General features: G+C 68.2%; 19 protein-coding genes. 12 read left to right on the top strand and 7 right to left on the bottom strand.

The window, feature by feature from the left end:
- Positions 1 to 46 precede the first annotated feature (46 nt).
- Positions 47 to 448: a carboxymuconolactone decarboxylase family protein gene (locus tag ACYX7E_RS10945; protein WP_462080596.1), complete on the bottom strand. Its 402-nt coding sequence runs from the start codon at positions 446 to 448 to the stop codon at positions 47 to 49.
- Complete coding sequence (gene grxC / locus ACYX7E_RS10950; protein WP_462080597.1) at positions 445 to 744, bottom strand: glutaredoxin 3; 300 nt, start codon at positions 742 to 744, stop codon at positions 445 to 447. The genes ACYX7E_RS10945 and grxC overlap by 4 nt, the downstream gene beginning before the upstream one ends.
- 321 nt (positions 745 to 1065) lie before the next feature.
- Between grxC and ACYX7E_RS10955 the strand changes: the two genes are divergently transcribed.
- The 8 genes from ACYX7E_RS10955 to ACYX7E_RS10990 all read left to right on the top strand — a co-directional run bounded on the left by ACYX7E_RS10955 (position 1066) and on the right by ACYX7E_RS10990 (position 11715).
- A complete protein-coding gene (locus ACYX7E_RS10955; protein ID WP_462080598.1) occupies positions 1066 to 2733 on the top strand; it encodes a M48 family metalloprotease in 1668 nt (555 codons plus the stop codon).
- A 189-nt stretch (positions 2734 to 2922) separates the two neighbouring features.
- A complete protein-coding gene (phoB, locus tag ACYX7E_RS10960) occupies positions 2923 to 3612 on the top strand; it encodes a phosphate regulon transcriptional regulator PhoB (RefSeq protein ID WP_462080599.1) in 690 nt (229 codons plus the stop codon).
- Positions 3613 to 3738: 126 nt separating this feature from the next.
- Positions 3739 to 5061 (top strand): phosphate regulon sensor histidine kinase PhoR, encoded by a 1323-nt coding sequence (phoR, locus tag ACYX7E_RS10965; protein ID WP_462080600.1) that lies wholly within the window; start codon positions 3739 to 3741, stop codon positions 5059 to 5061.
- A gap of 151 nt (positions 5062 to 5212) precedes the next feature.
- Entirely contained in the window at positions 5213 to 7303 is a 2091-nt protein-coding gene (gene ppk1, locus ACYX7E_RS10970; RefSeq protein ID WP_462080648.1) for a polyphosphate kinase 1, read from the top strand.
- 14 nt (positions 7304 to 7317) lie between these two features.
- Entirely contained in the window at positions 7318 to 8838 is a 1521-nt protein-coding gene (gene ppx / locus ACYX7E_RS10975; RefSeq protein ID WP_462080649.1) for an exopolyphosphatase, read from the top strand.
- 137 nt (positions 8839 to 8975) lie between these two features.
- Positions 8976 to 10154 carry a glycosyltransferase family 4 protein gene (locus ACYX7E_RS10980; RefSeq protein ID WP_462080601.1) on the top strand — a complete coding sequence of 393 codons (1179 nt, stop codon included), beginning with the start codon at positions 8976 to 8978 and terminating at the stop codon, positions 10152 to 10154.
- Entirely contained in the window at positions 10141 to 10665 is a 525-nt protein-coding gene (locus ACYX7E_RS10985) for a phosphatase PAP2 family protein (RefSeq protein ID WP_462080602.1), read from the top strand. The genes ACYX7E_RS10980 and ACYX7E_RS10985 overlap by 14 nt, the downstream gene beginning before the upstream one ends.
- A gap of 117 nt (positions 10666 to 10782) precedes the next feature.
- Positions 10783 to 11715: an endonuclease/exonuclease/phosphatase family protein gene (locus ACYX7E_RS10990; protein ID WP_462080603.1), complete on the top strand. Its 933-nt coding sequence runs from the start codon at positions 10783 to 10785 to the stop codon at positions 11713 to 11715.
- A 45-nt stretch (positions 11716 to 11760) separates the two neighbouring features.
- On the opposite strand, the gene ACYX7E_RS10995 is transcribed toward ACYX7E_RS10990, so the two are convergent.
- Entirely contained in the window at positions 11761 to 12648 is an 888-nt protein-coding gene (locus ACYX7E_RS10995; RefSeq protein WP_462080604.1) for a carbon-nitrogen hydrolase family protein, read from the bottom strand.
- Positions 12645 to 13298: a GNAT family N-acetyltransferase gene (locus ACYX7E_RS11000; protein ID WP_462080605.1), complete on the bottom strand. Its 654-nt coding sequence runs from the start codon at positions 13296 to 13298 to the stop codon at positions 12645 to 12647. Before ACYX7E_RS11000 ends, ACYX7E_RS10995 begins: the two co-directional genes overlap by 4 nt.
- Positions 13299 to 13473: 175 nt before the next feature.
- On the opposite strand from ACYX7E_RS11000, the gene ACYX7E_RS11005 reads away from it, so the two are divergent.
- Complete coding sequence (locus ACYX7E_RS11005; protein WP_462080606.1) at positions 13474 to 14226, top strand: class I SAM-dependent methyltransferase; 753 nt, start codon at positions 13474 to 13476, stop codon at positions 14224 to 14226.
- A 135-nt stretch (positions 14227 to 14361) separates the two neighbouring features.
- On the opposite strand, the gene creD is transcribed toward ACYX7E_RS11005, so the two are convergent.
- Entirely contained in the window at positions 14362 to 15738 is a 1377-nt protein-coding gene (creD, locus tag ACYX7E_RS11010) for a cell envelope integrity protein CreD (protein WP_462080607.1), read from the bottom strand.
- A 351-nt stretch (positions 15739 to 16089) separates the two neighbouring features.
- On the opposite strand from creD, the gene ACYX7E_RS11015 reads away from it, so the two are divergent.
- Positions 16090 to 16773 (top strand): class I SAM-dependent methyltransferase, encoded by a 684-nt coding sequence (locus ACYX7E_RS11015; protein WP_462080608.1) that lies wholly within the window; start codon positions 16090 to 16092, stop codon positions 16771 to 16773.
- Between the two features lie 101 nt (positions 16774 to 16874).
- On the opposite strand, the gene creC is transcribed toward ACYX7E_RS11015, so the two are convergent.
- Together creC and creB are read right to left on the bottom strand one after the other, a co-directional pair.
- The gene (creC, locus tag ACYX7E_RS11020) at positions 16875 to 18326 is read right to left on the bottom strand and encodes a two-component system sensor histidine kinase CreC (protein ID WP_462080609.1); all 1452 of its coding nucleotides are present in this window, start codon (positions 18324 to 18326) and stop codon (positions 16875 to 16877) included.
- A gap of 12 nt (positions 18327 to 18338) precedes the next feature.
- Positions 18339 to 19013 carry a two-component system response regulator CreB gene (gene creB / locus ACYX7E_RS11025; RefSeq protein WP_462080610.1) on the bottom strand — a complete coding sequence of 225 codons (675 nt, stop codon included), beginning with the start codon at positions 19011 to 19013 and terminating at the stop codon, positions 18339 to 18341.
- 118 nt (positions 19014 to 19131) lie between these two features.
- Here creB and ACYX7E_RS11030 point away from each other — a divergent pair, with 118 nt between their 5' ends.
- Positions 19132 to 20040 (top strand): 23S rRNA (adenine(2030)-N(6))-methyltransferase RlmJ, encoded by a 909-nt coding sequence (locus tag ACYX7E_RS11030; protein WP_462080611.1) that lies wholly within the window; start codon positions 19132 to 19134, stop codon positions 20038 to 20040.
- 35 nt (positions 20041 to 20075) lie between these two features.
- On the top strand, positions 20076 to 20663 hold the full coding sequence (locus ACYX7E_RS11035) for an N-acetyltransferase family protein (protein WP_462080612.1): 588 nt from the start codon (positions 20076 to 20078) through the stop codon (positions 20661 to 20663).
- The last annotated feature ends 136 nt before the right edge of the window (positions 20664 to 20799 follow it).

Below are 20799 nucleotides of genomic sequence, written 5' to 3' on the forward strand. Positions count from 1 at the left end.
GGCTTGCCGGGACGGACAGGAATCGGCAAAGCCGGGCGTACCGTCGTCAACCGTGGTCGTGTGCGGGCGTGCCGGCCGCGTCGGCGGCACCCTGCTCGAGCTGGTCTAGGAAATCGACGGCCCGCCGCATGTGCGGAATGACGATGCTGCCGCCCACGACCAGCCCGACCGAGAACGCTTCGAACATCTCGTCGCGATTGACGCCCGCTTCCTTGCATTGGGCGACGTGGTAGCTGATGCAGTCGTCGCAGCGCAGGACCAGCGAGGCCACCAGGCCCAACAGTTCCTTGGTCTTCAGGTCCAGCGCACCGGCCTGGTAGGTCTGGGTATCGAGCGCGAAGAAGCGGCGGATGACCTGGTTGGGCTCGGACAGGATGCGTTCGTTCATGCGCTGCCGGAAGGCGGTAAACGCCGCGACGCGATCGGCCTCGGTGTCGGCACCGCTCATGCCTGCGCTCCGGACAGCAGCGGATCGAGCTTGCCGGCGCGCTGCAGCGCCATCATGTCGTCGTAGCCGCCGACGTGGACGTCGCCGATGAAGATCTGCGGCACCGAGGTGCGCCGGGTCGTGGCGACCATCTTCTCGCGCTCCGCCGGGTCGAGGTCGATGCGGATTTCGGTCCACGCCAGCCCGCGGCTGCGCAGAAAGTTCTTGGCGGCCACGCAGTAGCCGCAGATCGCGCTGGTGTAGAGGGTGATCGGCGGCGACGACGCGGGCGCGCCGGTATTGCTGGAAACGTTCAAGGCGGACTCCTGAAACTTGTGCGGCATGACGGGGTCGAAGATGGGGACGCCAGGGGCCGATATCGAGATCACCGACGGAACAGTGCATGGAAGGCATGGCACGACGCCATTGCACTGCGCACTGTCCGTGGGGCCTCGACATCGCCCGACGTCCCGCGATGCGCCAGCGCCGGCCCCTCGTCTGCCCGCCTATCGGGGCTGCCGATTAACGAGGAGTTCACGCCCGCGCGCACCATCCCCGGCATTCTGCCGGAGTTGCCATCCAAGGGGCATGATGGCGGTCTGTTCCGTGCTCAGCCCTGCCCGCCTACCGGATACGCAATGCCTCGAGTCCCGATCTTCCGCAGCCGCGCCGCGACGACCGCCTGGATGACCGCCCTGGTCCTGCTGGTCGCCAGTGTCTGTGCGCCGGCGCAGGAGAGTCGGCTGCCCGATATCGGCTCGTCGGCCGGCAGCGTGCTCGGACCGGCGCAGCAGCGCGAATACGGGCAGATGCTGCTCAGCCAGCTGCGCCATTACGACTACGTGCTCGACGATCCGCTCGTCGACAGCTGGCTGCAGGCCACCGGCAACCGCCTGGGCGCCGCCAGCGACCAGCCGCGCCAGGAATTCACGTTCTTCATGATGAAGGACCGCAGCATCAATGCCTTCGCGACGCTCGGCGGCTATATCGGCGTCAATGCGGGCCTGGTGTTGACTGCGGAGACCGAGGATGAGGTCGCGGCCGTGCTCGGCCACGAAATCGCCCATGTGACCCAGGCGCACGTGCTGCGCAGCGTCGAGCGCGCGCAGAAGGACAGCGTGCCGATCCTGCTGGCGATGCTGGGCGCCATCGCGATCGCACAGTCGGCCGGCGGCAGTTCCGCGGGCGATGCCTCAATGGCCGCGCTGGCCAGCGCCCAGGGCCTGATGGCACAACGCCAGATCGACTACACGCGCTCCAACGAGTCCGAGGCCGACCGCCTGGGCATCCGCACGCTGTCGCGCGGCGGCTATTCGGCCGACGCGATGGCCAGCATGTTCGAACGCATGCAATCGGCGTCGCGCACCAACCAGGGCAGCGAGCGCGAGCGCATGCCCGACTATCTCAAGACCCACCCGGTCACCACGACCCGCATCAGCGAGGCCAGGCTGCGCGCCGAGCAGCTGTCGCGCAATACCGTCACCACGATCACGCGCACGCCTGAAGCGGTCCGGATCGAGCGCGTCGACCCGACCGCCGTCCCGATCGGCGACGCCGTGCGCCCGACCGACAATCCACTGCTGCCGTGGTCGCTGCAGTTGCCCGAGGGCGGGCTGTCGACCGACGCCACCCAGTTCGGCTGGGCGCGCGAGCGCCTGCGGGTGTTCAGCGCCAACACCCCGGATGCGGCGATCCGCGAATACGAGCGCATGCAGCGCGCCAAGCCCCTGGACGACGCGCAACTGTACGGCCTGGCGCTGGCGCGCCTGCGCGACGGACGCGCGGCACCGGCCTCGCTCGAGTTCGCCAAACTGCTCGAGCGCCATCCCGGCGACCTGTGGCTGTTGCTGGGCATCGCCGAGGCCGAGTCCAAGGCCGGCCATGCCCGCGATGCCGACGCCCAGTACGAAGCGCTGCTGGCGCGGATGCCGCGCAACCGCGCGGTGACGCTGAGCTATGCGCAGTCGCTGTCGGAGCGCAATACGCCCGAAGCCGGCCGGCGCGCCCAGGAAGTCCTGCGCCCGCTGGTTGCCGCTGGCGGCAACGACCCGGTGTTCCAGCGCGCCTTCGCGCGCGCCTGCGAAATCGCCGGCGACCCGGTCCGGGCCGGCGAAGCCTGGGCCGAGGCCTCCTTCCTCAGCGGTCGCGAGGAGCAGGCCCTGGTCCAGCTCAACACGCTGAAGAAGCGCAGCGACCTCGATTACTACGCCCGCGCCCGCATCGACGCCCGGATCGCGACGATCACCCCGATCGTGCTGGAGCTGCGCCGCCAGGGCATCCGCGACCCCGACTTGCGGCGGCAATAGGCTCGCAGCCAGCGGACGACAGGGTTGGAACAGGCCGATGAAGGGCCGGCGTCACAGGCCGACAACCAGCCTGTCGCGGTGCCGCCACAAGGCCGCCGGACGCCAGCCCCGACCGCTGTCACATTAAAGTCATAAAACTGTCGTCTAATGCCGGTGTCGGCCAACCGGCCGTCCAAAGCGGACAGACACATGCAGAAGCGGATCCTGATCGTCGACGATGAACCTGCCATCCGCGACATGGTCGCGTTCGCGCTGCGCAAGGGCGAATTCGAACCCATGCACGCCGGCGACGGTCGCGAGGCGCAGGCCGCCATCGCCGACCGCATTCCCGACCTGATCCTGCTCGACTGGATGCTGCCCGGCACCAGCGGATTGGAACTGGCGCGGCGCTGGCGCAAGGACGCCCTGACCCGCGAGATCCCGATCATCATGCTGACCGCACGCGGCGAAGAGAACGATCGCGTCGGCGGACTCGAGGCCGGCGTCGACGACTATGTGGTCAAGCCGTTCTCGGCACGCGAACTGCTGGCGCGCATCCGCGCGGTGATGCGCCGCTCGCGCGAGGACGACGAGGACGGCAGCGTCAGCGTCGGCCGCCTGCGCATCGACGGCGCCGCGCACCGGGTGTTCGCCGACAACGAACCGGTCAGCATCGGTCCGACCGAGTACCGCCTGCTGCACTTCTTCATGACCCACCCCGAGCGCGTCTACACGCGTTCGCAGTTGCTGGACCATGTCTGGGGCGGCAGCGTCTACGTCGAGGAGCGCACGGTCGACGTGCACATCCGCCGCTTGCGCAAGACGCTGGAGCCGACCGCGCTGGACAACATGGTGCAGACGGTGCGCGGCTCGGGTTACCGGTTCTCGGCATCGGTGTGAGACAGGCACTGTGACGGGAGCACCTGGCGCAGGACGCGACAGCACGATGGTCATGGCGGACACGCCCGCGATCGCAGATGCTCTTACCATGGTCGCGTCCCGACTCTCCTGTTCCGGTCCCTGACCATGCCTCCCCGCATCCATTCCGCCTGGACCCGCACACTGGGACAGCTGGCGCTGATCCTGCTCGCGGGCGGGCTGGTCGGCCTGCTGGTCGGGCAGGTCTGGCCGGTGCTGACCGCGACCGCGCTGGGCGTGGTCGCCTGGCACTACTGGAAGCTACGCAAGCTGCTGTCGCGCCTGACTTCGCGCACGCGGTTGCCGGAGAATTCCGGCTTCGGGGTCTGGAACGAACTCGACCGCCTGCTGCACCAGAACCAGGACGGCATGCGCACGCGCAAGCGTCGGCTGCTGGCGATCCTGCGCGCCTACCGGGCCGCGGCCGCCGCCCTGCCCGATGCCGTCGTCGTCGTCGACCGCAACAGCCAGCGCGTGCAGTGGTTCAACGAAGCCGCAGGCAGCCTGCTGGGCCTGCGTTATCCGCAGGACATCGGTTCGGCCCTGGGCGAGCGTCTGCAACCCTTGCCGATCTCGCACTGGCTGGCGGCCGGACGCCATGCCGAGCCGATCCTCGATATCGCATCGCCGTTCGCCGACGGCACGCGCCTGAACCTGCGCCTGATCCCCTATTCCGACGCGCACTGGCTGCTGATCGCACGCGATGTCAGCAAGCTGATGCAGCTTGAGCAGATGCGCCGCGACTTCATCGCCAACGTCTCGCATGAACTGCGCACGCCACTGACGGTGGTCCACGGCTACCTCGACATGCTCGATCCGGCCGACCAGCCGGAATGGGCGCCGATGCTGAAGGAAATGCAGCACCAGTCGCAGCGCATGACGCAACTGGTCGAGGACCTGCTGACATTGTCGCGGCTGGAAGCGCAGGACAGCATCGAGGACGACGTGGTGTCGATGTCGTCGATGCTGTCCACGCTGCGCCGCGAGGCCGAGGCGCTGAGCCAGGGCCGGCATACCGTCGTGCTCGAAGACCTCGCGGCGGTCGACCTTCAGGGTTCCACCCGCGAGCTGCACAGCGCCTTCTCCAACCTGGTCAGCAATGCGGTGCGCTACACGCCCGCCGGTGGCCAGATCACGATCCGCTTCGCACCCGACGGCCAGGGCGGCGTCGCGCTGTCGGTGCGCGATACCGGCTACGGCATTCCGGCCTCGCACCTGCCACGGATCACCGAGCGCTTCTACCGTGTGTCCAACAGCCGCTCGCGAGAATCCGGCGGCACCGGCCTCGGGCTGGCAATCGCCAAGCACGTGCTGAACCTGCACCAGGCCCGGCTGGACATCCACAGCCAGGTAGGCCAGGGCAGCTGTTTCTCCTGCCATTTCGGCGCCGAGCGCACCAGCGCGCGCCATGAACCGATGTCCGGAGTCTGATGTGACCCGACCCACCAAGCCCCGCTCCACCGACCGATCCACTACGTCCCGCTCCACCAAGTCACGCCCCGGCACGCTCGCGGCGACGGCGACGTCGCCCGCCAGCCCCCGCGCCGCCACGGCGAAGCGAACGCGCAAGGCCGCCGGCAGCCTGCTCGATGCACCCGCCGTCGAGACGCTGCAGGCCGACAACGACCCCCTGCTCGACCCCGCGCTGTACCTCAACCGCGAACTCTCGCAGCTCGATTTCAACTTCCGTGTGCTCGCGCAGGCGATGGACGACAGCGTGCCGCTGCTCGAGCGGCTGCGTTACCTGTGCATCTCCTGCACCAATCTGGACGAGTTCTTCGAGATCCGTGCAGCGACCGTGCGCCACGCGCAGGATTTCGGCGTGACGATCCAGCCCGACGGCCTCGCGCCGGCCACCGTGCTCAAGCGCATCCACGAACGCGCCGCCGAACTGGTCGACGCCCAGTACCGCTGCTGGAACGACGTGCTGCGTCCGACGCTGAGCGACAACGGCGTGCGCGTGCTGTCGCGCGGCAGCTGGAACGCGCGCCAGACCCGCTGGCTGCGCGCGTACTTCCGCGACGAGATCATGCCAGTGCTGTCGCCGCTGGGGCTGGACCCGGCGCATCCGTTCCCGAAGATCCTCAACAAGTCGCTGAACATCGTCGTCGTGCTGAAAGGCAAGGACGCATTCGGCCGCAGCGGGCACCTGGCGATCGTGCGCGCACCGCGCTCGCTGCCACGGATCATCCAGCTGCCGGAGAGCATTTCCGGTGGCGAGTACGACTTTGTGTTCCTGTCGGCGGTGCTGTCGGAATTCGTCGACGAAATGTTCCCGGGCATGCAGGTCACCGGCTCGTACCAGTTCCGGGTGACGCGCAATTCCGAATTGCTGGTCGACGAGGAAGTCGAGAACATCGCGCTGGCGCTGCGCGACGAACTGGTCGGACGCGGTTACCTGCGCGCGATGCGGCTGGAGATCGCCGCCAACTGCCCGAAACCCATCGTGCGCACCCTGCTGCAGAACTTCGACCTGCCGGAAAACGCGGTGTACCGCATCGATGGTCCGGTCAACCTCAACCGCGTGGTCCAGGTCTACGACCAGGTGCAGCGTCCGGACCTGAAGTTCACCCCGTACCAGGCGCGCATCCCCAAGGGCATCGACGCGATCTTCAGCCGCATCTCCGAACAGGACCTGCTGCTGCACCACCCCTTCGAATCGTTCGCGCCGGTGCTGGAGCTGATCAAGCAGGCCGCCGAAGACCCCAACGTGCTGGCGATCAAGCAGACACTGTATCGCACCGGCAAGGACTCGACGATCGTCGAGCACCTGATCCAGGCCGCACGCAACGGCAAGGACGTCACCGTCGTCGTTGAGTTGCGCGCGCGCTTCGACGAGGAGGCCAATCTTGGCTTGGCCGACCGCCTGCAGGAAGCCGGCGTGCAGGTCGTCTATGGCGTGGTCGGCTTCAAGACGCATGCCAAGATGCTGCTGATCGTGCGCCGCGAGGGCCGCAAGCTGCGCCGCTACGTGCACATGGGCACCGGCAACTACCACGCCGGCACCGCGCGCGCCTACACCGACATCGGCCTGATCACCGCCAATCCCGAGATCGGCACCGACGTGCACCTGATCTTCCAGCAGTTGTCGGGACTGGCCCCGGCCATCCAGCTCAGCCGGGTGCTGCAGTCGCCGTTCACGCTGCACGCGGGCATGATCGCGCGCATAGAGCGCGAGCGTGCGCATGCGCTGGCCGGCCGTCCGGCACGCATCGTCGCCAAGATGAACGCCCTCAACGAGCCACACGTGATCCGTGCGCTGTACGCGGCCTCGCAGGCCGGCGTGCAGATCGACCTGATCGTGCGCGGCGCCTGCAGCCTGCGCCCGGGGCTCGAAGGCATCTCCGACAACATCCGTGTGCGTTCGATCGTGGGGCGCTTCCTCGAGCACCATCGCGTCTACTGGTTCGCCAACGATGGCGATCCCGAGCTGTTCTGCGCCAGCGCCGACTGGCTGGAGCGCAACCTGCTGCGACGCGTGGAAACCTGCTTCCCGATTCTCGATCCCGAGTTGGTGCAGCGGGTCAACGAGGAGGTCTTGACAAATTATCTCGCAGACAATCTCAACGCATGGGAATTGCGCAGCGATGGCAGTTACCGCAAGCTATCCCCCGACGGCGATGCGATGCCCCATTCGGCGCAAACCTCGTTACTTGCGAAGATCTGTGGATGACCGACACCATCGCCCTGGCTGAATCCCTCGTGCCTGCCCTGCAGGACGGCGACATGCTCGCCGCCATCGACATCGGCTCCAACAGCTTCCATATGCTGGTCGCGAGCTATACCTTGGGCCAGCTGCGCGTGGTCGATCGCTTGCGCGAGACCGTGCGCATGGCCGAGGGACTGGACGCCAAGGGCGGGCTCTCGGTCGAGGTGCGGCAACGCGCCCTGCAATGCCTGGCCCGTTTCGGCGAGCGCATCCGCGACATCCCGCCACAGCGCGTGCGTGCGCTGGCGACCAATACCGTGCGCCGGCTGGCCTCTCCGCAGGCGTTCCTGATGCCGGCCGAAACCGCGCTGGGCCACGCGATCGAAGTGATCTCCGGCCGAGAGGAGGCGCGCCTGATCTACCTGGGCGTCGCGCATGCGCAGCCGCCCAAGAGCGGGCAGCTGCGGCTGGTGATCGACATCGGCGGCGGTTCCACCGAATGCATCATCGGCGCCGGTTTCGACGCCATCGAGCGCGAGAGCCTGCAGGTCGGCTGCATCGGCAGCACGCGGCGCTTCTTCACCAATGGCAAGCTGTCGCGGCGCAGATACCGCGAGGCCCTGCTCGAAGTCTCGGCCGAGTTCCAGCAGTTCGCCGGTGCCTATCGCTCACTGGGCTGGCAGGAAGTGCTCGGCGCGTCCGGCACGGTCAAGGCGATCGGCGAGATCTGCGCGGCGATGAAGCTGACCAAGGGCGCGATCACCGCCGAGGCCCTGCCCATCGTACGCGACCATCTGCTGACCGCCGAACATATCGACGAGATCCAGCTGCCGGGTCTCTCCAGCGACCGCAGGCCGATCATCGCCGGCGGCGTGCTGGTGCTGGAGGCCGCCTTCAACGCGCTTGGCCTGCAGCGAATGGCCGTCAGCAAGGCGGCGATGCGCGAGGGCGTGCTGTACGACATGCTCGGCCGCGGCAGCGAGGACGATCCACGCGAGCTGTCGATCACCAGCTTCACCCAGCGCTACGGCATCGACACCGCGCAGGCCGCACGCGTGGAATCGACCGCGGTGCGCCTGTTCAACCAGGTCGCCAAGGCCTGGAAGCTCGATGCCGACGACCTGCTGATGCTGGCCTGGGCCGCGCGCCTGCACGAACTCGGCCTGGCCGTCGCGCACAGCCAGTACCACGTCCATGGTGCCTACCTGATTGAAAACTCGGACATCTCGGGTTTCTCGCGCCAGGAGCAGCTGTTCCTGGGCGCACTGCTGCGCACGCATCGCCGCAAGATCCCGAAATCCGCATTCGATGCCCTGCCCGACCGCCTGCTCGCCGCCGCCAAACGCACGGCCGCCCTGTTGCGGCTCGCCGTGCTGCTACATCGTTCGCGCGAAGAAGGCGAGATCCCGCAACTGTCGCTGTCGATCGCCGACAACCGCCTGCAGTTGCAGCTGTCGCGGCGCTGGCTCGACAGCCGCCCGCTGCTGCGTGCCGACCTCGAAGGCGAGCCCAGCGACCTGGCCGCACTGGGCTTCCAGCTGGTCACCACGTCCGAATAGCGCGCTGGCGCAAAGGCTGGCGATCGCAGGCAAACGCGAAGTCGCAGCGGCCCACGCGACGCGTCATCCCACGGTCACGGCAACGACATCCTGGCTTAACCCGCGTGCGGCAGCATGCGGAAAACCGGGAGTCGCAGATGCGCCATGCCATCGTCACCGAGACGTACCCGCCCGAGGTCAACGGCGTCGCCCTGACCGTGCGCAGCCTCGAAACCGGCCTGCGCGCACGCGGCCACGATGTCAGCGTGATCCGTCCGCGCCAGCTCGCAGACAGTGCCGCCGATCTCCCGCAGGACGACGGCGGGCAGCCATTGCTGGTGCGTGGCCTGGGCCTGCCACGTTACCCGGGCCTGCGCTTCGGCATGCCCTCGACCCGGCGACTGGTGCGGCAATGGCAGCAGGCGCGCCCTGACGCGATCTACATCGCCACCGAAGGCCCGCTGGGCTGGTCGGCGTTGCGTGCGGCACGCCAGCTGCAGATTCCGGTCGCAACCGGATTCCATACCCGCTTCGACCACTACATGCGCGACTACGGCGTGCGCTGGATGCAGCCGGTCGCGCTGGCCTGGATGCGGCGCTTCCACAACGCCGGCAATGCGACCCTGGTGCCGACCTGCGAACTGCTCGACTTCCTGCACGGTGCCGGCTTCCAGCATCCGGTGCGGCTCGCGCGCGCGGTCGACAGCGGGCTGTTCAACCGCCAGCGCCGCGACATCGCATTGCGCAGGCAACTGGGCGTGGCCGATGACGCCCTGATGGTGATCCATGTCGGACGCATCGCCGCCGAAAAGAACCTCGATCTCGCGGTCCGCGCATTCCGCGCGATCCAGCGGCAGCGTGCCGACGCACGCTTCGTCTGGGTCGGCGACGGTCCGCTGCGCGAGTCGCTGCAGGCCGGACATCCGGACTTCGTGTTCGCCGGCATCCAGCGTGGCGAGGAGCTGGCGTGTCATTTCGCCAGCGCCGACCTGTTCCTGTTCCCCAGCCTGTCGGAGACCTTCGGCAACGTCACGCTGGAAGCACTGGCCAGTGGCGTACCGACCGTCGCGTTCGACTACGGCGCCGCCCGCGAACACCTCAGCGATGGCATGCACGGTCGCCGCGTCGATTCGGACGCCGCGTTCATCGCCGCCAGCGTCGAACTCGCGACCCAGGACCAGCGCCGGACCGTCATGGGCCTGTCCGCGGCCGACGCGATGCTGGCGCTGCGACCGGAGCAGGTCGCCATCGATTTCGAATCCATCCTCCACCGCCTTGCCCACCAGGGGACGACCCATGCGCCAGATGCCTTCGCGCCGAGCCATGTCCATCCATGAGGCACGCTGGTGCCTGCATGCCAACCGCTGGGGCCAGCGGCAGGCCATCCGCACCGTGTTCTCGGCGATCAGCCGCCTCGGCGACGGCGTGTTCTGGTATGCGCTGATGCTGGCGCTGGTGGTCTTCGACGGCCTGCACGGCCTGCGCGTATCTGTCCACCTGGCAGTGACCGGGATCATCGCGCTGGCGCTGTACAAGGGCCTCAAACGCTGGACGCGACGCCCGCGCCCGTTCGCCAGCGATGTCCGCATCCGTGCCTGGGTCGCGCCGCTGGATGAATTCAGTTTCCCGTCGGGGCACACCCTGCATGCGGTCGCATTCTCGATCGTCGCCATCGCCTACTACCCGATGCTGGCCTGGGGTCTGGTGCCGTTCGCAGCCAGCGTGGCGCTGTCGCGAGTGATCCTCGGCCTGCACTATCCCAGCGACGTGATCGCGGCACTCGCGATCGGCAGCGGCCTGGCCGGGCTGTCGCTGTGGCTGCCGGCGGCACTCGCGACGATGCCCTGATCCCTGTCCCGCGATCGCGATACCCGCGTCCCGCCGTACGCCGGCGGCAGCGGGCGCTCACGGGACATCGTGTAAGGTGTCCGCCTCGCCAGCGGCACGACACGTCGGGAGCCCCGCATGCATCGCAAGACATCCGCCGCCATGGGCGCCGTACTGGTCCTGTTGATGTGCATGCTCACCGCCTGCGCGACATCACCGCGCGCTACGGCGTCGAAACCTGCGCCGGATGCCGACGCGGAAGCCGGCATCTTCGACGTGGTCACGCTGAACCTCTATCACGACAAGGCCGACTGGCCGCGGCGCCAGCAGCAAATCATCGCCGAACTGCGCGCACACCAGCCCGATGTCATCGCCTTGCAGGAAGTGCTGCAGACCGCCGAGTTGCAGAACCAGGCACAGACCCTGGCCGAGGCCCTGGGTTACCGGTTCGTGTTCTTCTCGACCGATCCACAGGCCAATGTCCACCGTTACGGCAATGCGCTGCTGACGCGCCTGCCGATCGCCAAGCAGGCGCAGGCCGACCTGGCCCCGCTCGACGACCATCGCACCGCCGGCATGCTGCGACTGCGCAGCGAGGGCGGCGATGTCGACGTTTACGTCACCCACCTGCACTGGACCGACGACGGCGGCGCGATCCGTGCGACCCAGATCCAGGACCTGCTGGCGTTCATTGCACGCAACTCGGGGGATGGCACGGCGCATGTCGTGGCCGGCGATTTCAATGCGCCGGTCGACGCGCCGGAACTGGCGCCACTGCTGGCATCGCATCTCGACAGCTTCGGTCTGCGGCATCCAGACGCCAGCGCCGACGACAGCACGACGCTGAATCCGGCGTGGTACACGCAACGCCGGCGCATCGACCACATCCTGCCGCAGCAAGGCCGCTGGGACGTCATCGACGCCGGCCGCCTGTTCACTGCGCCCGATGCCAACGGCACCTGGGCCTCGGACCATCACGGTCTGCAGGCGCGGTTGCGGCTGCGCCAGGAGAACGCAGCGCCGTCGACCACAACGCAACCGACCGCACCGCCGTCGACCGCGACACCATGAGCCCATGTCTCGCGCAGCCGACCTGATGGACGGCCGCACGAACGATCAGGGATCCAGCGCCTCCAACCTTACCTGGGCGATCGCGGGTCGCAGCTGCGCCATCCAGTCTCGGTCGACACCGACCTGGGACGCGGCACGGGTCGTTTCCAATGCCCCGATGTCGAGATCGGCGACCGCCCACACCTGGGTGTCGGCCGTCTGCGCCACGATGCCATCGGCCGGGAAGCCCACATCCATCGGTGCATACAGCGTGGCTTCGCCGGTATTGACGTCCAGCGCCGGACTCCAGGGCGCCAGCCCTGCGGTCACCGCCTGCGCCACGAAGCAGCGGTTCTCGAGCGCACGCGCCATGCAGCCCACGCGCACGCGGGTCGCGCCGGCCGCAGTGTCGGTGCAACTGGGCACCAGCAGCAGGCGTGCGCCGGCATCGCGCTGGGCGCGGACCGACAGCGGGAATTCGGCGTCATAGCAGATCGCCAGCCCGACCCTTACGCCTTCGATGTCGAACACCTTCAGCGCATCGCCGGGCACGATGGCGCCGGTGCCCTTCTCGAAGCCGGTCAGCTGCAGTTTGTCCTGCCAGGCATGACCGCCCGATGGCGAGAACAGGTCGGCACGGTTGCGGTAGCGGCCATCGTCCATCGCCAGCAGGAAGCTGCCGGCGACCACGTGCAGGCCGGTCTCGCGGGCCAGGCCCGAAAAAAAAGCGCGCCAGGGCGCGCGGTAGCGCTGGATCGCCGCCAGCGACGCCAGCAGGTCGCCCTGGACATCCGGTTCGAAGGTCGCGGCCAGCTCCAGCGACAGGTATTCGGGCAGCACGGCAATGCGCGCGCCCAGTGCCGCGGCCTCTTCGAGCAGGCGCCGCAGCCGCTCGGCGAAGACCTCGAACGAGGCCGGCGCCTGGATCGGGTATTTGGCGACCGCGACTCTCATGACACCTGCTCCCGGACATCCGTGATTGGTCGCCGGCGGTCCGCAGCACGCTCCAGCGGGCGCAGCCAGAACGTCAGCGGATGCGAGATCTCGCCGGCATCGATCTCGTCCCACGGCAACTGCATCGTCATGCCAGGCTGGCGCCGGTAACCGCGCCCGGTCCAGAACGCGTCGTTGTCGCGATGCTGCGCGGGCCGGCGCGGATCGGCAGGGTCGCGATCGACCGCGGCGAACGCCGTGCAGCGGAAACGGCCCAGCGCGCGCGCATGCGCCTCGCGATGGTCGAAGAAGGCATGCCCCAGCCCACGGCCGCGCCACGCGGGCAGCAGCACCGACTCGCCGAAATAGAACACGTCCTCGATCCGCAGCCCGCGCTGCTCGAACGGCTGCCGGAACGCCTCCGTATCGTCGGCCAGCGGGATGCCGGTCGCGGCTCCGACGATCTCTCCGTCCGCCAGTGCCAGCACGAACACGCTGTCCGGCGAAGCCGCATAGGCGGCCAGGTAGTCGCGCTCGTAGCCAAGGTCGCCGGCATACAGGTACGGCCAGTCGCGGAACACCGCGATCCGCAGCGAGGCCAGCGGCTCGACATAGCGCGCCGCGGCGGTGCCACGCACGATCTCCACGCGTGGATCGGCAGGGTCATGCATCGGTTTGGGGGTCCACCGGACGGCTGGGGTCGCTGCGCATTGTGCAGAAATCCCGCACCCGCAGCGACCGGCGCAGGCTGTCCGGATTTCGGCGGACTTCGCGTGTCTTTCAACAACATCGGAGAAAACAGCCCAATTTCATCGAAAGTCGAGTTCACAGCCAAGAGGAGAGAGGATGACATCACTCAGCGCAGACCTTCATTTCTGGACCAGACGCGCCGCCATCGGCGGCATCCAGGCATTGACCGCCCTCGCGCCGCCGATCCGCAACTACCAGCGCGTCGCCTTCCACATGGACACCGTGTTCTGGCAATGCGCCGCCCATGGCTATCCGCTCGAGGCGCCACGCGTCCTCGATCCATTCGCCGGGGCCGGCATCAACCTGTCGCACAGCTACCTCGATCGCGCGACCCGGGCGCACCTGTGCGATATCAACGCCGACTATGCGCGGCTGGCCGACAAACTCGGCCCCAAGGTCACCGCCATCCACGGCGACAGCTTCAAGATGCTCAACGAGGGCGATCCACGGCTCGGCACCTATGACCTGATCGTGCTCGACAACAATCTCGGTGGCGTCTACTACGGCTTCTGCGAGCACTTCGACGCGATGCCGGCCACGTTCCGCTATCTGGATCCGGAAGCGCCCTACGCCGTGGTCGCGCTGAACTTCATCACCGACCCCGTGCAGATGAACGCCGACCCGCGTTTCCAGACGCCGGAGGCCTCGTTCCGGGAACAGATGGCGCGCCGCGCCGCGTTCTACGGCACCGATGCGGCCACAATCACGCCCGAGATCGGCGCCGCCGCCTACGATCGCCAGGCACGCACGCAGGGCTGGTACGTCGAAGGCCATGCATTGGCGCCGCGTGCGGAGTTCTTCCACTTCCTGCTGCTGTTCCTGCGCCGGACCTCCAACGCGCACTGTTGAAGCCACCACACTGCAGCCGCTGGATCGACATGGAGCGCACAAGGCGATGCACGTACCCTGCAACAGCAAAACCCGGACGACGATCCACCGTCGCCCGGGCTTTTCCTCGCCGATACGCCCGGGTCAGGCCACCGGTCAGGCGACCTGGTCGGGCAAGCGCGGCGGCTGTCCGGCCGACAGTGCGTACCAGTCCACCTTGCGCGTGACCACCATGATCGCGGCCAGGATCACGAACAGCAGGCCGGCACCCAGCACCAGCGCATTGTCTTCGGACACCAGCAGGCCATAGAGCGCGCCATACAGCAGGGCCAGCATCACCGCGAAACCGGCGCCGCGCGCGCGGCTGCGCAGCACGTGCGACAGGTAGAAGCCGAGCAGCCCGATGCAGGCCACGCAGGCGACCAGATAGGCGATGCCGAACGCGATGTGCTCGGACAGGCCGACCAGCAGCAGGAAGAAGATCGCCAGCGCCAGCCCGACCAGCACGTACTGGATCGGATGGATACGCAGTTGCTTGATCAGCTCGAACATGAAGAAGCCGACGAAGGTCAGCAGCACGAACAACAGGCCATACTTGCTGGCGCGATCGGCCTGGCTGTACGGATTGACCGGATCGACCAGCGAGATGCCGATCGCATCCAGGGCGGTGCCGACGCCATCGCGGATCAGCGCGACATCGCCCGAGCTCAGGTTGCCGCCGTTGCGGTACTGGGCCTGCGCATTGGCGGCCAGCGCGCTGACCTCCCATTCGGCGCGGAAGCCGTTGGCATCCAGCGTCTTGGCATGCGGCAGGAAGGCGCCGTTGAACTGCGGATGCCGCCAGGGCGAAGCGATGGCGATGTGGTTGCGTTCGGCCAGCGGCGCGATCGCCAGCGCTTCCGATCCGCCCAGCGACAGTTGCAGGCGCGCATCGAGCAGCAGCGGCTTGCCGGCGACCGGCACCGGCAGGCGCACATGCACGCCGGGCGCGTCGCGACTGCCCAGGCCCTGCAGCAGTTGCGCCTCGACCCCGTTGAGCTGCAGTCGTGGCGCACCGCGCAGGCCACGCACGTCGGCAATGCCGTAGCTCAGCCAAGGCCGCCCGATCCTGCGCGGCAGGGCGGGATCGGCATCGGCCGGGATCGCGACATGGAAACTCGCGTTCATGGCGCCCGACAGCGCGTACATGCGCACCTCGTGCAGTCCGATCTGGCGCGCATACGGCGCCATCGTCGCGTCCAGCGCGAACTCGCGCGGGAAGAAAGTCCAGGTGCCGCTCTCGCCGTCGCGCTTGACGGTGCGCACCACTTCGCCGCGGTTGTTCTTTTCCTCGACTTCGACGATCTCGGTCCATGGCACCACCAGCACCGGACCGGCGAGTCCCTGCGCGCCGGACTCGCTGCGCGCAATGCGCTCGACGGCCTGCATGCGGTACCCCTGCCGATCGGCGATGACGCCCCGGATCATCAACAGCGGCACCAGGATGGCCAGGGTCAGGCCCAGCACCATCAGAATCTTCAATGTCAGTCTCATCACGCGCTCCTCGTGGCAGGTCAGGTGCGCAGACTGGATCCGGCAGGTGTCGCGACGATGCGGCAACGGTGAAGCGGCAGTGAAGTGTTGCGCTGAAGTGTTGCGCTGAAGTGGCGCGCTGAAATGGTGCCGCCAAATGGCGCGGTGACCGCGGCGCGCCAACATGCGCGGCGATGCCGACCCTGAAGACCTCGGCGACCTCGACAACCCGCCCGCTTGATTTCATGTAACTAATGTTGTTTCATTATCGTCGACCTGCGATTAGGCCTCTCGATACGCGGACCACCCACCCGGCCCGGCCCGGGCGGTCGCAGCCACCCCGTTACGCCGCCAACCTACGAGACCGACCCCATGCGCGAATCGCAGTCCGCGTTCTCCGATGCCGCCAATGTCGCCCACTACGCCGAGGGGCCGCCGCGCCTGGTGCCCGGCTTCTCCGACCTGCATCGCATGACGACGATCCTGCTGGCCGAACGCAGTCCCGCCGACGCCGATGTGCTGGTACTGGGCGCGGGTGGCGGCCTGGAGATCGAGGCGTTCGCGAACCTGCATCCGCAGTGGCGCTTCACCGGCGTGGATCCGTCGGCGCCGATGCTGGCGCTGGCCGAGCAGCGTCTGGCCGCGCATGCCCCGCGCGTACACCTGCAGCAGGGTGACATCGACGATGCCCCCGACGGGCCCTTCGATGCCGCGACCTGCCTGTTGACTCTGCACTTCCTGCCGGTCGAGCAGCGCCGCCATACACTGACCGAGGTGCATCGCCGCCTGAAGCCGGGCGCTGCGTTCGTGGTGGCCCATGCCAGCTTTGCGCAGGACGACGTCCACCGGCCGCGCTGGCTGTCGCGGTACGCGCAGTACGCGGTCGCATCGGGGATGGATCCGGCCAGGGCCGAAATGGCGCGGACCGCAGTCGCCGCGCATCTGGACGTGCTCGATCCCGTGCAGGATGAAGCCATGTTGCGTGCTGCGGGATTCGGCGATGTCAGCTTGTTCTATACGGGCTTCGCCTTTCGCGGCTGGGTCGCACACGCCTGAACACCGCTGCCTGAGCATCGCTGCCTAAGCATCGCCGCCTGAGCGTCATTCCCCGAGCGTCGCCGGCGGCGCGCGCCCTGCGCGTCACGCCTGCCCGCCGCCTAGCTGCGTGCGTCGCCCGAAGCCGCCGCCAGCGGCAGCAGGACCCAGGCACGCGCGCCGCCACCATCGCGGTTGGACATTCCAGCCTTGCCCTGGTGCAGGCCGGCGACCTCGGCGACGAAGGACAGGCCCAGGCCACTGCTGCGACCACCGCCGCCGGGGCGCGGCAGCGAGTAGAAGCGCTCGAATACACGGCCGAGGGCGTAATCGGGAATGCCCGGCCCCCGGTCGCCGACATCGATGCGCAGTTGGCCGTCCTCGCGCTGAATCCGGCATTCGACCTGCCCGCCAGGCGTGGAGAAATCGATCGCGTTGTCGAACAGGTTGGCCAGCATCTGCCGCAACAGGAAGCGGTCGCCCGCCACGATCGCGCCCGGCGCGGCATCCTCGACCTGCAGCGCGACGCCACGTGCCTGTGCGCGTTCGGAGAACAGCGACACGACGTCGTCGACGACCTCGCGCACCGGCACCGCCTCGGGTTGTTCCAACTGCTGCCGATGCTCCACCGCGGCCAGCGCCAGCAGCTTGTCGATGGTCTGCGCCATGCGTTCGCTCTGGGCGCGGATGCTGCCGGCAAACCGTACGCGGTCGGCCTCCGGCAGCGATGTTTCCAGCAGTTCGGATGCACCGCGGATCGCGGTCAGCGGCGCCTTCAACTCGTGGGTCAGGCTGTGCACATAGTCCTCGACGTACTGCTTGCCATCCAGGCGCTCGCGCATCGTCTGCAACGCACGCCCGAGATCGCCGAACTCGCCGGCCGAGGACGGCAGCACCGCGCGTTCGCCCTGGGTCACCGCGTCGGCATAGCGGCGCAGGCCCGACAGCTGCCGCGACAGCCACCAGGCGGCGAGCATGCCGATCGCCAGGGCCACGCCCAGCAGCACCATGCCCCAGCGCAGCACGATGGCCTCGCTGCGCGCAATGAACGGTGCGATCGACTGGTTCGGCTTGGCCACCGTCAGCACGCCGACGATGCGCCCGTCCTGGCGGATCGGCGCAGCGACATGCATCACCGTCGAGGCCTCGTCGTCGGGATACAGCCGGGTCGAGCGTGCGCCGTACTGGCCACGCAGCGTCCGGTAGACATCGTTCCAGCGCGAGTTGTCGCGACCGACGTCCAGCCCGGCCGAGTCGTAGACCACGATACCGTCGGCGTCGGTCACGGTGATCCGGTAACTGACACGGCGCTTGTCGATCTCCCAGATCGCCGCGCCGATGTCGCGCTCGCCGAGGTTGGCGATGCGGCGGGCGAAGCGGCCGTCAGCGATGCGTCCGGCCAGCAGGTCGTCGGTGGCCAGCTCGGCGAGCACGTTGGCGGTGTCGGCCAGCGTGTCCTCCATCGCCTGGCGCACGCCCGGCTTGACCTGCTGCACGAAGACCTGCAGCAGCAGGAACGCCGCCAGCGCGACGATCGCGAAATATCCCAACAGGATGCGCAGCCCGATCCTCATCCGTTGGACGTCCTACTCGCTGTCGAGCGCATAGCCGAGCCCTCGATGCGTGCGGATCGGATCGACGCTGGGCGAGATCGCGCGCAGCTTGGCGCGCAGGGTCTTGATATGCGTATCGACCGTGCGGTCGTTGCTGTCGAAGGCATCGCCCCAGACGCGGTCCATCAACTGCGCGCGCGAAAACACCGCGCCGGGGCGCGACAGCAGCACCGCCAGCAAGCCGTATTCGTAGCGCGTCAGGTCCAGCAACTGGCCGTGGTAACGCACGCGCATGCCGGCGCTGTCATGCGCGAAGCCGCCCGGCGCCAGCGCGGTCGCCGCCACGCCATCGTTGCGCCGCAGCACCACCCGCACGCGCGCGACCAGCTCGCGCGGCGAGAAGGGTTTGGGCACGTAATCGTCGGCGCCCAGTTCGAAACCGAGGACGCGCTCGGACTCGGCATCACGCGCGGTCAGGAAGATCACCGGCAGCGGCCGTTGCGCCCGCAGCTGCGCGCACAGGGCAAAGCCATTGAGATCCGGCAGGCCGACGTCCAGGATCGCCAGGTCGAAGCCGATGCCCGCAGCCGCCACCAGCGCATCGCGTGCGGTCAGCCGGTGCTCCAGCTGGTGGCCATCGGCCTGCAGCGCGTAGATCACGGTCTCGGCGATGGCGGATTCGTCTTCTACCAGCAGGATGCGTGACATGCGGGCGCGTGCGGATGGGACGGGAATGGGCGGAAGCTTACGGCATCGGCGTCGCGACGCCCCCGCCGTACGCGCACACGATGCATGCGTGCTTCCGGTTTCCGGGTAACCTGACGGCATGAATTACCGTCACGCCTTCCACGCCGGCAACCATGCCGACGTCCTCAAGCACATCGCCCTGCTGGCCGTCTGCGATGCCCTGACCGCCAAGCCCGCGCCCTGCTTTGCCCTCGACACCCACGCGGGACGCGGCCTGTACCAGCTCGATGCCGAGGCCGCGCAACGCACCGGCGAGGCCGAAGGCGGCATTGCGCAGATGACCGGGCGCTTCCGGGGCCAGGCGCCGCAGGTGCCGCAATCGACGGCGATCGCGCGTTACCTGGCCGCGATCTCGACCTGCCGCAACCAGCATGGTCCGCAGGCCTATCCCGGCTCGCCGTGGTTGCTGGCGCACGCGCTGCGCGAACAGGACCGCATCGCCTGCTGCGAACTGCAACCCGAGGAGGCCACTGAACTCAAGCGCCAGCTGGGCAGCGAGGCGCATGTCGCGGTCCACCAGCGCGATGGCTATGCGGCGGTCAAGGCGCTGTTGCCGCCCAAGCTCGGCGATGTCCGCTTCGCCCGCGGACTGGTGCTGATCGACCCGCCATACGAGGCCCAGCTCGACGAGTTCGAACAGATCCTCGATGCGCTGCGCAGCGGCCTGCAGCGCTGGCCGCAGGCGACCTTCATGCTGTGGTATCCGATCAAGCAGCGGCTGACCCTGCGCCCGTTCTTCCGCCGCGCGCGCAACCTGCCGGCCAAGCAGTTGCTGGTGGCCGAACTGCTGGTGCGCCCCGATGACTCGCCGCTGAGAATGAACGGGAGCGGACTGCTGATCTGCAATCCCCCGTGGAAGCTCGACGAGACCCTGACCCCCGCGGTGCGGGAATTGCAGAAGACGATGGGCGAAAAAGGCTCGTTTTCCCGCGTGGAATGGCTGGAACCGGCACCCGGCGCGCTCAGGAGTCCGTCCCGGGGATCGTGAGACGGGCTTCACATTCGACCTGCCAACATCGCTCCATGGTCGCAAGAAACCGCCTTCCCCCGTGGCACGAAGAAGTCCGACTCGCCAACGGACGCGAGGTGCTGATCCGCCCGATCCGGGCAGACGACGCCGATCCCCTTCGGGCCGCCTTCGATCTGCTGCAGCCCGACGAGATCCGCCAGCGCTTCCTGCACACGCTGACGGAAATGACGCCGGAACTGGCACGTCGGCTGACGCAGCCCAATCCACGCAGCGAATTCGCGCTGGTCGCGGCAGAGCCGCTGCCACCGGGCGAGGCGCTGATCGGCGCGGTCGCCCGCGCCGCGATCCAGCCCGATGGCCAGCATGCGGAATTCGCGATCCTGGTCAGCCGCTACATCGCCGGCATGGGCCTGGGCCGGCATCTGCTGCGGCGGATCGTCCGCTGGGCCAAGGGCAAGCGCCTGCAGACGCTGTACGGCGACGTGCTGGAAAGCAACCAGCCGATGCTGGCGCTGGTCGAATCGCTGGGTTTCCGTCGCGAAACCGCCGGCACGCCGGGACTGATCCGGGTGGTGCTGGAACTGGCGCCCGCCCTGGTCCAGCCTGCTTCGACGACACCGGTGGCCGCGCCGCTGGGCTGATGGCATTGGGTTGACGCGTTGGCTTGATGCGCTGGGGTTGATTCGCCCGATCGATGGCGTGGTTTGACGCGTTGGTCCGAGCGCCCACGCCCACTCGCGCCATGCGACGCGCCTCGGATCCGCACACCGCCATCGC

Source organism: Luteimonas sp. RIT-PG2_3, from assembly GCF_054902115.1.

Bases quoted from the DNA above. Each gene is read 5' to 3' on its own strand.
- creC (WP_462080609.1), bottom strand. From the start codon at position 18,326: ATGAGGATCGGGCTGCGCATCCTGTTGGGATATTTCGCGATCGTCGCG.
- phoB (WP_462080599.1), top strand. From the start codon at position 2,923: ATGCAGAAGCGGATCCTGATCGTCGACGATGAACCTGCCATCCGCGAC.
- ACYX7E_RS11015 (WP_462080608.1), top strand. From the start codon at position 16,090: ATGCGCGAATCGCAGTCCGCGTTCTCCGATGCCGCCAATGTCGCCCAC.
- creD (WP_462080607.1), bottom strand. From the start codon at position 15,738: ATGAGACTGACATTGAAGATTCTGATGGTGCTGGGCCTGACCCTGGCC.
- ACYX7E_RS11030 (WP_462080611.1), top strand. From the start codon at position 19,132: ATGAATTACCGTCACGCCTTCCACGCCGGCAACCATGCCGACGTCCTC.
- ACYX7E_RS11035 (WP_462080612.1), top strand. From the start codon at position 20,076: ATGGTCGCAAGAAACCGCCTTCCCCCGTGGCACGAAGAAGTCCGACTC.
- ACYX7E_RS11000 (WP_462080605.1), bottom strand. From the start codon at position 13,298: ATGCATGACCCTGCCGATCCACGCGTGGAGATCGTGCGTGGCACCGCC.
- phoR (WP_462080600.1), top strand. From the start codon at position 3,739: ATGCCTCCCCGCATCCATTCCGCCTGGACCCGCACACTGGGACAGCTG.
- ACYX7E_RS10985 (WP_462080602.1), top strand. From the start codon at position 10,141: ATGTCCATCCATGAGGCACGCTGGTGCCTGCATGCCAACCGCTGGGGC.
- ACYX7E_RS10995 (WP_462080604.1), bottom strand. From the start codon at position 12,648: ATGAGAGTCGCGGTCGCCAAATACCCGATCCAGGCGCCGGCCTCGTTC.
- ACYX7E_RS10990 (WP_462080603.1), top strand. From the start codon at position 10,783: ATGCATCGCAAGACATCCGCCGCCATGGGCGCCGTACTGGTCCTGTTG.
- ACYX7E_RS10980 (WP_462080601.1), top strand. From the start codon at position 8,976: ATGCGCCATGCCATCGTCACCGAGACGTACCCGCCCGAGGTCAACGGC.
- creB (WP_462080610.1), bottom strand. From the start codon at position 19,013: ATGTCACGCATCCTGCTGGTAGAAGACGAATCCGCCATCGCCGAGACC.
- ACYX7E_RS11005 (WP_462080606.1), top strand. From the start codon at position 13,474: ATGACATCACTCAGCGCAGACCTTCATTTCTGGACCAGACGCGCCGCC.
- ACYX7E_RS10945 (WP_462080596.1), bottom strand. From the start codon at position 448: ATGAGCGGTGCCGACACCGAGGCCGATCGCGTCGCGGCGTTTACCGCC.
- ACYX7E_RS10955 (WP_462080598.1), top strand. From the start codon at position 1,066: ATGCCTCGAGTCCCGATCTTCCGCAGCCGCGCCGCGACGACCGCCTGG.